This is a genomic window from Rhizobium sp. H4, from assembly GCF_003013335.1.
Taxonomy (GTDB): domain Bacteria; phylum Pseudomonadota; class Alphaproteobacteria; order Rhizobiales; family Rhizobiaceae; genus Rhizobium; species Rhizobium sophoriradicis.
Genome location: NZ_PSOW01000012.1, coordinates 151,853 through 164,767 on the forward strand (window position 1 = coordinate 151,853; position 12,915 = coordinate 164,767).

Sequence of the window (12,915 nt, forward strand, 5' to 3'; positions counted from 1 at the left end):
CGGGAGTGACATTGCCGGGACGGAGGAGATGGAGCTGGACCAGCGCCGTCTGACGAACCGTATCGCTGCTTCCCTGCTCTTCGCCGCCCTTGCCTATCTCGGCCTGCTGTTCGGCGGCAATCTCATCATTGCGCCGGCCACCGCCGTCAATACGCTTTCCTCGTCCGGCCGCGATCCGCAGCCGCCGCAACTGAGCGCGCGCGATGCCGTGCGCGGGGTGCTTGCCGCCGAGCGCAAGCTTGCGCCGAAACAGGCCGCCTACGACGCCGGGTCGCCTGCCCTTGCCGCTGCCCCGGCTATCGATTTCGCCGGCTGGAACAGCGCCGTTCCTCTCCCGGCATTCGAAGCTCCGCTTCATGCTTCAGTTTTCAGGGCCCATCAGCCGCGCGCACCGCCGGCCGCCGCCTGACATGGCGCCGAGCGGCGCTTCCGAGCATTGACGACATGCCGCCTGCGCCCGAGCGCCGGCCCTCGATTATCTAAGGAATACAACATGCGCAATTCACCCTGGCTGGTGTTCACCTATTCGGTGATCATCGTGATCGGCCTATTGATCGCCCTGCCGAACGCCCTGCCGCAGTCCGTCCTTCAGCGCATCCCCGCATGGCTGCCGCATGAGCAGGTGTCGCTCGGCCTCGACCTTCGCGGCGGTTCGCACCTCGTTCTGGAAGTCGACGAGGCGGACCTGACCAAGGAGCGGCTGCAATCGCTGCTTCAGGATGCCCGCCGCGTCCTGCGCGAAAAGGGCATCCAGCCGAAAGCCGTCGTGCGCAGCCAGAATCAGATCGTCGTGACGCTCGCCGACGCCGCGCAGAGCGATGCGGCGGTCACCGAACTCAAGACGCTCGCCAACCCGATCAGCACCGGCCTCAGCGCCGGCCAGGCGGATCTTGATGTCACGGCGAACGGCGCCACCATCACCGTCGGCTTCTCGCCGGCCGGCATCTCCGCCAATGTCGACAACGCCGTCCAGCAGAGCTTGGAAGTCATCCGCCAGCGCGTCGACCAGGTCGGCGTCTCAGAGCCGACCATTCAGCGCATCGGCGCCAATCGCGTGCTCGTGCAGCTGCCCGGCGCGCAGGATCCGACGCGGCTGCGCCAGCTTCTCGGCTCCACGGCGAAGATGTCGTTCCACATGCTGTCGCCGAACAACCAGCCCGGCCCCGGCGTCACGATGATGCAGGACGACGAAGGCCGGACCCATGCTGTTCTCGACCGTGTCGAAATCTCCGGCGACCGTCTCTCGGATGCCCGCGTCAGCTTCGACCCGAACACGCGCGAACCGATCGTCAGCTTCCGCTTCGACAGCGCCGGTTCCACTCGCTTTGCCGAAATCACCCGGCAGAATGTCGGCAATCCCTTCGCCATCGTCCTCGACAACAAGGTGCTGAGCGCGCCCGTCATCCGCGAGCCGATCACCGGCGGTTCCGGCCAGATATCCGGCAACTTCTCGGCCGACAGCGCCACGACGCTTGCCGCCATGCTGCGCGCCGGCGCCCTGCCCGCCAAGCTGACCGTGATCGAGGAGCGCACCGTCGGCGCCGATCTCGGCGCTGATGCCATCAAGATGGGCCTCTACTCCGGCATTGTCGGCTTCGTCCTTGTCGCAGTCTTCATCTTCGTTCTTTACGGCACCTGGGGCATCCTGGCGAATGTGGCGCTGCTGATCCACACGATCCTGACCCTCTCGGCCCTGACGCTGGTCGGCGCAACACTGACGCTGCCGGGCATTGCCGGTGTCGTTCTCGGCATCGGCCTCGCGGTCGACGCGAACGTTCTCATCAATGAGCGTATCCGTGAAGAGACCCGCAAGGGCAGAGGCGCCTTTGCCGCCATCGATACGGGCTTCAACCGTGCCTATTCGACGATTATCGACGGCAATATGACGGCCCTGATCGCGGCGAGCATCCTGTTCTTTTTCGGTTCCGGGCCGGTTCGCGGCTTTGCGGTGACCATGGCGCTCGGCCTGATCATCTCGATGTTCACCTCGGTCGCCTTCGTGCGCGTCGCGATGATCGAGATTACCCGCCGCCGCAAATTCAAGGTGCTGAACATCCGGCCGTTGATCCCCTTCAGCCCTTACGACAAGCATATCCAGTTCATGAAGGCGCGCTTCTTCGGCGTCACCGTTTCGGCGCTGCTTTCGATTGCCTCCGTTGCGCTCTTCATCTATCCCGGCCTCAACTACGGCGTCGACTTCCGCGGCGGCATCCAGATGTCCGTCAAGACGCAAGGGACGGCCGATCTGGCGAAGTTCCGCGAAGGTCTGGACAGTCTCGGCCTCGGCGAAATCACGCTGCAGTCCTTCGGCGGCAACAACAGCATTCTCGTTCGCGCGCAGCGCCAGGAGGGCGGCGAAGAGGCGCAGACAGCGGCGGTCACTAAGCTGAAGGCCGAAGTCGCCAAGATCGATCCGACCGCCACCGTCGAAGGCACCGACGTCATCGGTCCGAAGGTCAGCGGCGAGCTTGCCTCGGCCGGCATTCTGTCGGTGGTGATCGCCAGCTTGGCGATGCTGATCTATATCTGGGTGCGGTTCGAATGGCCGTTTGCCGTCGGCGCCATCGTCACATTGGTGCTCGACGTCACCAAGGCGATCGGCTTCTTCGCGATCACCGGCCTAGACTTCAACCTGACGGCCATCGCCGCCATCCTGACGCTGGTCGGCTACTCGGTGAACGACAAGGTCGTCGTCTATGACCGCATGCGCGAAAATATGCGGCTCTACAAGTCGATGCCGCTGCGCGAGATCATCGACAAGTCGATCAACGAGACCCTGGCGCGAAGCCTTTACACCAATGCGACGGCCTTCCTCGCGTTGGTGCCGATGGCAATCTGGGGCGGCAGCGCCGTATCGAGCTTCGCGATCCCGATGGTATTCGGCATTCTGGTTGCCGGCGCCTCGTCGATCTTCATTGCCGCACCCATCCTGCTCTTCCTCGGCGACTGGCGCCGTCGCCACGCGAAGGCGCCGGCAACCGATGCGGGCGTCGACATCATCCCGCCGGAAGAGGGCCGCTCGCGCACATCGGCAGGCTGAAAACAGCTGTTAACGCATCCTTGAACGGGGCGCCGGTTGCAGAACCGGCGCCCTGTTTTTATTGTTGCCTATTGCCAGGAAAAAATTATGCAGCAATTCAAGATATTACAGCGTCCGTTGCGCGTCCGAAAAAGATGCGCGGCACCGCAGCAGAGATCGGGGAAACCGCCAGATGTCATCCAACCCGACGAGACCGCTTGACACCAATATTGCCGGCGACACCGAAGAGCGCATCAAACGTTTTCTCGCAACCGCCTCGCACGACCTGCAATCGCCGCTTCGCCATATCGCCATGTATGCCGAGTTGCTGCTCGACGATCTCGAGGAGACGCTCGACGGCGAACAGCTTCAGAGCCTGAGGATGATCATGGAAAAGGCGCAGGCCGCGCAGCGCCTCACCAAGGCATTGATGAGCCTTGCCGGTGGCGCGCCTCAGGTGACGCCCGAGGAGGTCAACCTGCAGGCGCTGGCCGAACAGGTCTGGCCCGAGCTGATCGATGAAACAGGGGCGCACGACGCGACGCTTGCCTGCCGGGGCCTGCCCTCCATCCGCACCGACCCTGCTTTGTTCGGCCTGGTGCTGAGGCAGCTCATTTCCAACGCCCTCACCTATCGCCGTTCATCGCCGCCGCATGTGGCGATCACGGCGGAGCAGAAGGGGGAGAATTGGTTGATCCGGGTTTCCGACAACGGAACCGGCATCGATCCCGCCTATCGGGAGCGGATCTTCGAGCCGTTCTGGAAATTGCCGAAGGCGGGAGCGGTCGCGGGCGCCGGCCTCGGACTGACGACGGCGCAGGAGCTTCTGAAGGCGCTTGGCGGGGATCTCAGCCTCGAACATTCGGACGAAAGCGGCAGCCGCTTCACCATCCACCTTCCGGTTTCTTGAGGCAAACCGCCCACAGTCCTGGGGCGACATGCGTTAAATGCTGTAATCGTCCTTCCAGAAATCCGGGACGTCATAGTGCACATATTCGCGGATGATGTGCTGCAGCGTCTGGGCGTCGATTTCGTCCTTGCCGATGCGGAAATCGACGCCGTAATCGGGAAACTCCTGGAAATAGCCGCCGGATATATCGGTCGAGACGACGCCGATCGGGCCGGTATAGCCGCTTCCGCGCAGCTCCGGCACCGTTTCGCGGAAATCAGCATTGGGCAGAAGGCGGTTGTCGAGCAGGATGAGATCGAAGCGCGCCGCGCGGATCTTTTCCAGCGCGTCGCCGATCGAAGGCGAATATTCGACCTCGACCAGCGGCTCGGAGAGCTCGGCGATCTTCTTCTTGAGCGCGCGGAATTCGATGAATTCATCGTCGACAAAGAGAACCTTTACCGCATTCTTTCGGACCGTTTCGCTGGTCATCTCATTTTCCCCAGTCCCAAAGTCCATTGTCACGAAACCAAACCGTTTCTCAGGGCGATCGCCACCATGTGGACGCGGTTCACCGCGTCGAGTTTGCGCGCGGCCGCGGTGATATGCGAATTGACCGTGTGTTCGGACAGACCAAGGATGATGGCGATTTCCGCTGAGGTTTTGCCTTCGCTCGTCCATTTGACGATTTCCGATTCGCGCTGTGTCAGCCGTCCGGACATTTCCTGCGTCAGGATTTCCTCGTAGAGCTTGTCGAAAATGCGCATGGCGTCGAGAAGCAGGTCGGCGATCTCGCCCTGATCCGGCTCCTCACGCTCGCCGCTGAGCACCAGGCAATATCGCCGCCCTTCCGGCGTGAACAGCGGAATGAAAAGGAAGACGCCGCTGCGGAACTCGTTGAACAGGCGATCGGAGGGATAGGTATCCGGCTCAGCACTTCTGCCATGCACCGGAGTTGCCAGGAACTGGGCGCTCTTTGCCCGGACAGTTCCAAGCGTCTCCTTCAACGTCGCGATAAAAAGGCCGACGCGGCGCTCGGGGACACTGGTGATGACGACATCGCGTTCGCCGAAAGGAGCCGAAGCTTCGGAAATGCGGGCAAGCGCGAAATTGTCGAAGTGATAATGCTGCGCCGCCGCTTTTAGCAGACGGAAAAAATCGGTGCGGTTGATTGCCCGGCTCAGCTCCGGCCCGGCATGAAAAGGAGTTGCCGCGGCATTGCTCATTCCCAATCTTCCTCTCCTCCCGCCATGCCCCCAATCCCTAAATCTTGGGATATACGTCTTAAAGGCGAAGAGCTACAAAAATTGCGAGACGGTTGATGAGAGATATCGAAACGGGGACTTTCGGTACGCAAGGCGGATATCATCAGTTATCTCAACTACAGGTGATGCACGGGCAGATTATACTGAGGGGCAGTAGTTCTTACCTGGGTATCGTAAATCTTCACGCGTTCAACATCCATGAATGTGGGAAGGCAGTGCCAGACGTAAGCGCGAGAGAGCCGATAGGCCCATTAGCTAAGGGGTTGGCTGAAGTTCGTGGCGGCGAACGCGGGTCCATTCGGTTCTCTCAGCGCTTATTTTTAATTCCGTCCGCTTCGTTTCGGTTGCATCTTGGGATGCACACTCGGCCTTGTCAATTGCGGTTTGTCATATCGCCCGAACGAACGCCAGGAAACGCACCACCGGTTTTCGCGGTTTCCTACACTTCAAGATTGAGAACGATCTCGGCAAGGTCAAGCGGCTTCTCGAGGTAAAAATCGGCGCCGGCCTCGAGCGCGCGGGCGCGATCCTCATCGGCATCCGATCCGCTGCAGATCGCAAGCCGCATTGCGCTGAACCGATCGTCGCCGCGCAACTTGCTCACCAGGCCGATACCGCTGTCGAGAGGCATGTAGAGATCGGCGACCAGCAGCTCCGGTGGAGCCCAGCCTTCCGCCACCCGCTGCTTCAGCGCTTCCAGCGCGGTCTCGGCCGTCGAAAAACAGAACAGATCGACGTCTATCTGCTGCTTCCTGCGGATATAGTCGAGATAGAAGAGATCATCCCTGCTGTCGTCGACGTAAACGATGGTAGGCATCCAGCACCATGATTTGGATATTGTTCGAATGAACCTCGCCGTCCTTCGCTCGCACGATATCGCGATTTCACCAAAATTCGATCTGTTTTATCGAAAAATCATTTCGCAAAAAGCGCGGCGGCGGCTTCGCCTGCCTATTGAGTATTCCTCGATTTCGGAAAAAATGGAGCGAACCGGCGGAGGATATACGGGTGCAGGATAAGGGCAACGTGGACCTGCAGGATCAGCGTAGGCGGCGCTACCGCGCCTTCGCGATTGCTGTCGGCTGCCTGATGTTGCTGCTCGGCGCCAGCGCCCTGGCCGGCTGGTTGTTGCAGATCGCCATCGTCATCTCGCTAATCCCCGGTTTCCCGTCGATGGCTTTTAATGCCGCGCTTTGCTTCGTGCTTTCCGGCGCCGGGCTTGCCGCCTCGATGCTGGCCGACCGCCGCTTACGCATGGCGGCAACGGTGATGGCGGGGTTTGCGGCAGCGATCGCGACGGCCCGGCTCGTGGAAATCGCCACGCTCGGGCGGCGTTTCCACAATGTCGACGTGCTGATCTCGCACCTCTTGGTTCCGTCAGACTTCATCGCCGAGATCGGCGGCGGCATGGGCCCCAACACGGCATTGGTCTTCCTGATCGCCAATGTTTCGCTGCTGCTCTCCCTCCACATCGAGACGTCGACAAGCCGGGTGGTCCAGGAGCTGACCAGCTACGTCGTCATCACGCTCGGCATGATCGCGCTCGCCAGCTATGTCACCGATGCCGAACAGGGCTACCGCTGGGGGCCCTATGCGGCGATGGCGCTGCATACGGCGATCGGCCTGGTGTTCTTCGGCTCGGGCCTTCTTGCCCGCTCCTGGTGGCTGCAGCCGGCAAACCGGGCGCAGATCCCGCTCTGGATCCCGGCGGCGGTCTGCTTCACCGGCCTTCTTGTCGATCTCTATACGCCGCTTGGCCTTGCCAACGGCATTCTCTACGTGCCGCTGGTGTTGACGGCCCTCTGGTTCGGCAACAGGAATGCGCCGCTCTTCTTCGCCTTTGCCTGCACCGTGCTGCTGATGCTCGGCTTCCTTGCCGTCCGGCACGACGAAGCGGGCTTCTGGCAAGAGATCGCCAACCGCACGATCACCGCCGCCACGCTCTGGCTGATCGCGATCCTCGTCTTCTATTTCCTGCGCAACCACCATAATCTCGAGGCCGAGCGCATCCGCTTCGGCGCATTGGTGCGCAGCACGCCCGACGCCGTCATCGTCATCGACGAACGCGGAACGATCAAGAGTTTCAATCCGGCGGCCGAAAGCATGTTCGGCTATTCCCCGCAGGAGACGATCGGCCGGAACATCAAGATGCTGATGCCGGAGCCCTATCATTCCGAGCATGACGGCTATCTCGGCCATTACCGTCAGACCGGCGAGGAACGCATCATCGGCACGACGCGCATGGTCTCCGGGCGGCGCAAGAACGGCATCGTCTTTCCGATCGACGTCTCGATCAGCGTCGTCGTCAGCGGTGAGACAAAGACCTTTGTCGGCATCGTTCGCGACATCAGCGAGCGCGCCCGGCAGGAAGAGCGGATGAAAACCACGCTTGCCCAGCTCGAGGCCTATACGGCCGAACTCGAGCGCAGCAACCACGACCTCGATGAATTCGCCTATATCGCCTCGCATGATCTGAAGGAGCCGCTGCGCGGCCTGCACAACCATTCCCGCTTTCTCCTCGAAGACTACGAGGACAAGCTCGACGATGACGGCGTGCGCCGCCTGAACCGTCTGGTGCGTCTCAGCCAGCGCATGGAAAAACTCGTCAACGACCTGCTTTACTTCTCCCGGCTCGGGCGACAGCAGCTGGCGGTCAAACGCGCCGATATCGGTCTGATCGTCAAGGATGTGGTCGCGACGATGGAGCTGCTGCTGGAGGAGCGGCATGCCAAGGTCGTCATCGAAGGCCGGCTGCCGGACGTCGTCTGCGACGCGCCGCGGCTGACCGAAGTATTCCGCAATCTCATCACCAACGCGATCAAATACAACGACAAGCCGGCGCCGCTGGTCTCGATCGGCTATCTCGAACGCTATGTCGGCGAGGACGGCACGGTTGCCCGCAACGTGTTTTTCGTTAGGGATAACGGCAAAGGCATACCCCGGGAATTCCACGAGGATATTTTCCGCATTTTCAAACGTCTCGAAAAGTCGCAGGATTCCGACGACGGGACCGGAGCAGGCCTTACCTTCGTCCGCAAGATCATCGCGCGGCACAACGGCGATATCTGGCTGGAATCCGAAGTCGGCGCCGGCACCACATTCTATTTCACCCTGGGAAAAAAGCGCGAGGGGCAGAATGCAGCAGCGTGACACGCAACCGATCCTCATCGTCGAAGACAGCGAAGACGATTTCGAAGCGACGATGCGCGCATTCAAGCGCACCAATCTTCGCAACTCGATCCGTTGGGCAGCCTCCGGGCATGAAGCGCTCGACATGCTCGCGACGATGGTGCCGAAACCCGGGCTGATCCTGCTCGATCTCAACATGCCCGGCCTCGACGGCCGCAAGACGCTGGAGGCGATCAAGTCGAATGACGGCTGGCGCAAGATTCCGGTGGTGATCCTGACGACCTCCGACGACGAGCGCGACATCGAAGGCTGCTATGCGCTCGGCGCCAATACCTATGTGCAGAAGCCGGTCGATCTCGACGGCCTCTTCGCCGCGATCCAGCGGCTGAAGGAATACTGGTTCGAAATCGCAATCCTGCCGCTCGAGGACTGACGGTTTGGCGGAAGACTGCTGCATTCTCATCATCGACGACAATATCGACGATCGCGAGGTCTATCGTCGCATACTGGGCCGCGTCTCCAGCACCGCCTACACCGTCGTCGAGGCGGAGACCGGCGAAGAGGGCCGTGCGCTGAACGGGCGCAAGCGGCCGGACTGCATCCTGCTCGATTATTCGCTGCCCGGGCGCGACGGGCTCGGCGTGCTGGCCGATATATTGGAGGACGATCCTGTCGCCAATGTCATCATGCTGACCGGCCAGGGCAGCGAGACCGTCGCCGTCGAAGTGATGAAGGCCGGTGCGCGCGACTATCTCACCAAGGATTCGCTTTCGCCCGAAACGCTGCACCGCTGCATTCAGAACGCCATCATGCACGGCATGCTGGAAGCACAGCTGGAGCAGAAGCGGCAGTCGCTCGAGATCTTCACCCGCGCCATGGCCCATGATCTGAAGGAGCCGCTCAGGACGATCAAATCCTTCAGCCGCATCCTGCACGGTTCCGCAGCACTTCCGGCCGAAGACCGGGAACTGCTCGATTACGTGCTGAGCGCCGCCGACCATATGGAAGACCTGATCGTCAAGGTCTCAGGCTTCACCAAGCTCGAAGCCTATGGCGGGCCGGAGCTGACGCCGGTCTCGCTGTCGGATGTGCTCAACCAGGTGGAAGACAATCTGCGCCAGCAGATGGAGAGCCGCGGGGCCGTGATCATTCGCGGCGCACTGCCGGAGGTCATGGGCGATGCGACGCTTTTGACCCAGCTTCTGCAGAACCTGGTGTCGAATGCCATCCGTTATTGCGATCAAAAGGTTCCGGAGGTGACGATCTCAGGTGAAGCAGAGGGCCATACCTGCCGCCTGACGGTGCGTGACAATGGACCGGGCATCGATCCCCAGCACCGCGAGCTGATCTTCCAGCCGTTCAAGCGGCTGGTCGGCCGCGGCATCGAGGGCACCGGGCTTGGGCTTGCCATCTGCCGCCGCATCGCGCAGCTGCATGGCGGCTCGATCTGGTGCGAACCGGAGAAGGGCCCCGGCGCCACCTTCATCGTCGAAATACCGCTCGCCGCGGCGCGGCCCGCGCCGCCGGCCGCATCGGCCGCTCCGCCCAGCCCAAAGCCTGCGGAGCAGCCGGGCGAAGGTTCCGGCAGGCTTGCCGAAGTGCTGCTGGTCGAAGACAGCCCGGCCGACATTCAGATTCTGAAGATCAAGCTGATGCGGCGGGAGAAGGTGACCTTCAACCTGCATGTCGCCACCAACGGACGCGAGGCGATGCGGCTGCTCGAGGAGCGCGCCGGCACAGCCGACCTGCCGCAGATCGACCTGATGCTGCTCGACATCAACATGCCGATCATGGACGGCTTCGAGGTGCTGAACGCACTGTCGGCCGACGCCCGACTGAAGCGGATTCCCGTCTGCATTCTCAGCACCTCAAGCGACGAGACCGACATGCAGCGGGCCAGAAACCTCGGCGCGCGCGCCTATATGGTCAAGCCGCCGACCCTGCAGCAACTGGAAGAGGCCCTCGTAGATGTCGATCATTTGGAGCTGCTGCAGCGCGGCGATTCGCTTGCGCTTTGTGCGGAACAAAACTAAGCGGTGGTCATTGGCAACGGTATGATCTTTGCAACTTTCATACTCGCGCTCCTGACGACGCCGCTTCAATCAGGACTGCTCTCGATGGTATCAGGCATACATCACGTGACGGCCATCACCCGCAAGGTGCAGGCAAACGTGGACTTTTACGCCGGCTTTCTCGGCATGCGGCTCGTCAAGCAGACGGCCGGTTACGAAGATGTGATGCAGCTTCATCTCCTCTATGGCGATGCGGCGGGAACGCCGGGTTCGCTGCTTACCTTCCTCGTCTGGGAAGACGGCGCCCCCGGCCGGGCAGGCTACGGCCAGATCAGCGAGATTTCGCTGGCGATCGATCCGGCGAGCATCGGCTACTGGCTGACGCGCGCCATGAGCTTCGGCCTGCGCTCTGAGGGACCGACCGACGAATTCGGCGAGCCCGTGCTCAGGCTGAAAGATCCCGACAATATCATCCTCAAGCTCGCAGGCGCCAAGAACCTGACATCGCCGGCCGCCTGGGACGGCGCCTCGATCCCGTCAGAACATGCAGTCCAGCGCGTGCGCGGCGCAACCATGCTGACGGAGAAGCCTGACGAAAGCCGGGGCTTTCTCGAGCGCCATTTCGGCTACCGCTTCCAGGCCAATCGGGGCACGATCCACAGGCTGGTTTCGCAATCGGGCGACATTATCGACGTGCGCGATGCACGCGGCTTCTGGTCCGGGGCGCCCGGCACCGGCACCATCGATCACGTCGCGTTCCGCGCCCCGGACGAGGAGACGCTGCTGTCGGTCGGCAAAGCCCTGGAGGCGACCAATGCGTCGCCGACCAACATGCATGACCGCAAATATTTCCGTTCGCTCTATGCCCGCGAACCGGGTGGGACGCTGGTCGAGCTCGCGACCGACAAGCCGGGCATGACTGTCGACGAGGAGCAAGCCGCACTCGGAACGAAGCTTTTCGCGCCACCCGGCGCGATCACCAATCTCGACGAGCTGAAGGTAGTGCTGCCGCAATTTTCGATGCCCGGCCAGCCGCGCGTCAATTACCGCGAGCTGCCCTTCGTCCATCGCTTCTACACGCCGCCGAATCCCGACGGCAGCGTCTTCGTGCTGCTGCACGGCTCGGGCGGCAATGAGACGACGCTCATGCCACTGCTGAACAAGGCGGCGCCGCGCGCAACCCTCATGGGCGTACGGGGTCGTGCGACGGAAGAGGGTTTTCCGCGCTGGTACAAGCGCATCACACCCTTCTCCTTCGACCAGGACGACATCAAGACCGAGGCGGAGGCCTTTGCGGCCTTCATCGACGGCGCCGTCAAGTCTTACGGGCTCGACCCCAAGAAGATCGTCTATGTCGGCTATTCCAACGGCGCCAACCTATTGAACTCGCTGCTCTACCTGCACCCGAACCTCGTTCACAAGGCGGTGCTGCTGCGCTCCATGCCTGTACTCAGCGACTTCCCGCATGCCGATCTGAAGGGCACGGACCTGCTCGTCATCAGCGGCAAGACCGATGCCTACGGCCAATATGCGAGCGAACTCGAGGAGAGACTGAAAAGTTCGGGCGCCACTGTCGATTCCGACGTCATCCCGGGCGGTCACGACCTCGGTGATGCCGATGTGCCGATCATCCAGAAGTGGCTGCTCCAGAGAATGGGCGATGAGACACCGCCGCTGGAGCAGCAAGCCGTCAAGCCGACGAGCGAGACGTTCGGGCGACCATGATGCCGGCCAGCACCACTGCGGCGCCGAGCGCCTGCATCGTGCCGATCGCCTCATTGAGCAGCGCCCAGGCGAGGATCGCGGCCACGACCGGCTGCAGCAGCAGCGTCAGCGATGAAAAGGCCGGCGGCAGATAGGCCAGCGCATAGGTGATCGCCACCTGCCCGCCGGCATGGCTGATAAAGGCGAGGCCGAAGAGGATCGACCAGCCGTAGAGGGTCGCCGGCAGCATCTGACCTTCGAAGAAAAAGGCTATCGGGAAGATGCAGACGGCAGCCGATGCCGTGCTCCACAGCATGATGCGGATCGTATCGAACCGGCTGCGCAGCCTGCCGATCGCCAGGATATAACAGGCATAGAAGAAGGCGGCGATCATCGCGGCGCCGTCGCCGCTTAAATCGCCATTGCCGAGCCCTGCCGGACCGCCTTTCAGAATAACGACCCCGGCAAGTGCCAGAAGCAGCCCCAACAGGAAGACGCCGCTGGTTCTCGCCCTGAAAACCAGGACGGCGATCAGCGTGACGAAAACGGGCGCGAGATTGGCAAGCAGCGTCGCGTTGGCGACCGAGGTCATGGTGAGCGAAAGGTGCCAGGCGGCAAGGTCGAGCGCCAGCATGACGCCGGGAAGAACCAGCATGCCATAATCGGAAAGGTTTTGCGGCTTCGGCCCCGCATCCTTCTTCATGAGCGAGACGATGAAGATCGGGATCAGCGCCAGCGCCACGCGCCAGAAGGCGGTGGCCATCGGCCCGACTTCGGAAAGCCGCACGAAGATCGGCGAGCCGCCGATCGCCGCGCCGCCGAGAACGAGCGCCGCAAGAGCGAGACGATTGGAAGGCGAGGCTTCGGAAAGGGTGGAAGCGGTTTGCGACATGGTCT

The 12,915-nt window shown here is 62.0% G+C and carries 12 protein-coding genes; 8 read left to right on the forward strand and 4 right to left on the reverse strand.

Going from position 1 to position 12,915, the window contains the following annotated elements:
- Positions 1-28 precede the first annotated feature (28 nt).
- The 3 genes from C4N04_RS19720 to C4N04_RS19730 all read left to right on the forward strand — a co-directional run bounded on the left by C4N04_RS19720 (position 29) and on the right by C4N04_RS19730 (position 3,929).
- Positions 29-409 carry a hypothetical protein gene (locus tag C4N04_RS19720; RefSeq protein ID WP_039623014.1) on the forward strand — a complete coding sequence of 127 codons (381 nt, stop codon included), beginning with the start codon at positions 29-31 and terminating at the stop codon, positions 407-409.
- Positions 410-493: 84 nt separating this feature from the next.
- Positions 494-3,040: a protein translocase subunit SecD gene (secD, locus tag C4N04_RS19725; RefSeq protein WP_106796811.1), complete on the forward strand. Its 2,547-nt coding sequence runs from the start codon at positions 494-496 to the stop codon at positions 3,038-3,040.
- A gap of 172 nt (positions 3,041-3,212) precedes the next feature.
- Positions 3,213-3,929 (forward strand): HAMP domain-containing sensor histidine kinase, encoded by a 717-nt coding sequence (locus tag C4N04_RS19730; RefSeq protein WP_106796812.1) that lies wholly within the window; start codon positions 3,213-3,215, stop codon positions 3,927-3,929.
- A gap of 33 nt (positions 3,930-3,962) precedes the next feature.
- Here C4N04_RS19730 and C4N04_RS19735 read toward each other — a convergent pair whose 3' ends face one another.
- The 3 genes from C4N04_RS19735 to C4N04_RS19745 form a co-directional block, all read right to left on the reverse strand.
- A complete protein-coding gene (locus C4N04_RS19735; protein ID WP_106796813.1) occupies positions 3,963-4,400 on the reverse strand; it encodes a response regulator in 438 nt (145 codons plus the stop codon).
- A gap of 29 nt (positions 4,401-4,429) precedes the next feature.
- On the reverse strand, positions 4,430-5,134 hold the full coding sequence (locus tag C4N04_RS19740; RefSeq protein ID WP_009992967.1) for a helix-turn-helix transcriptional regulator: 705 nt from the start codon (positions 5,132-5,134) through the stop codon (positions 4,430-4,432).
- Positions 5,135-5,612: 478 nt separating this feature from the next.
- On the reverse strand, positions 5,613-5,990 hold the full coding sequence (locus C4N04_RS19745; protein WP_077992568.1) for a response regulator: 378 nt from the start codon (positions 5,988-5,990) through the stop codon (positions 5,613-5,615).
- Between the two features lie 28 nt (positions 5,991-6,018).
- Here C4N04_RS19745 and C4N04_RS31605 point away from each other — a divergent pair, with 28 nt between their 5' ends.
- From C4N04_RS31605 to C4N04_RS19765, 5 genes are read left to right on the forward strand one after another with little or no spacing between them, the layout of a single operon-like run.
- On the forward strand, positions 6,019-6,192 hold the full coding sequence (locus tag C4N04_RS31605) for a hypothetical protein (protein WP_158775570.1): 174 nt from the start codon (positions 6,019-6,021) through the stop codon (positions 6,190-6,192).
- Complete coding sequence (locus C4N04_RS19750) at positions 6,182-8,323, forward strand: PAS domain-containing sensor histidine kinase (RefSeq protein WP_106796814.1); 2,142 nt, start codon at positions 6,182-6,184, stop codon at positions 8,321-8,323. The genes C4N04_RS31605 and C4N04_RS19750 overlap by 11 nt, the downstream gene beginning before the upstream one ends.
- Positions 8,310-8,735 carry a response regulator gene (locus tag C4N04_RS19755; RefSeq protein WP_009991532.1) on the forward strand — a complete coding sequence of 142 codons (426 nt, stop codon included), beginning with the start codon at positions 8,310-8,312 and terminating at the stop codon, positions 8,733-8,735. The genes C4N04_RS19750 and C4N04_RS19755 overlap by 14 nt, the downstream gene beginning before the upstream one ends.
- 4 nt (positions 8,736-8,739) lie before the next feature.
- Positions 8,740-10,335, forward strand: a complete 1,596-nt coding sequence (locus tag C4N04_RS19760; RefSeq protein WP_106796815.1) for a response regulator — start codon at positions 8,740-8,742, stop codon at positions 10,333-10,335.
- Between the two features lie 21 nt (positions 10,336-10,356).
- Positions 10,357-12,039: a VOC family protein gene (locus C4N04_RS19765; RefSeq protein ID WP_245425627.1), complete on the forward strand. Its 1,683-nt coding sequence runs from the start codon at positions 10,357-10,359 to the stop codon at positions 12,037-12,039.
- On the opposite strand, the gene C4N04_RS19770 is transcribed toward C4N04_RS19765, so the two are convergent.
- The gene (locus tag C4N04_RS19770; protein WP_106796816.1) at positions 12,005-12,910 is read right to left on the reverse strand and encodes a DMT family transporter; all 906 of its coding nucleotides are present in this window, start codon (positions 12,908-12,910) and stop codon (positions 12,005-12,007) included. The two genes, C4N04_RS19765 and C4N04_RS19770, sit on opposite strands and share 35 nt — an antisense overlap.
- Positions 12,911-12,915: the final 5 nt, after the last annotated feature.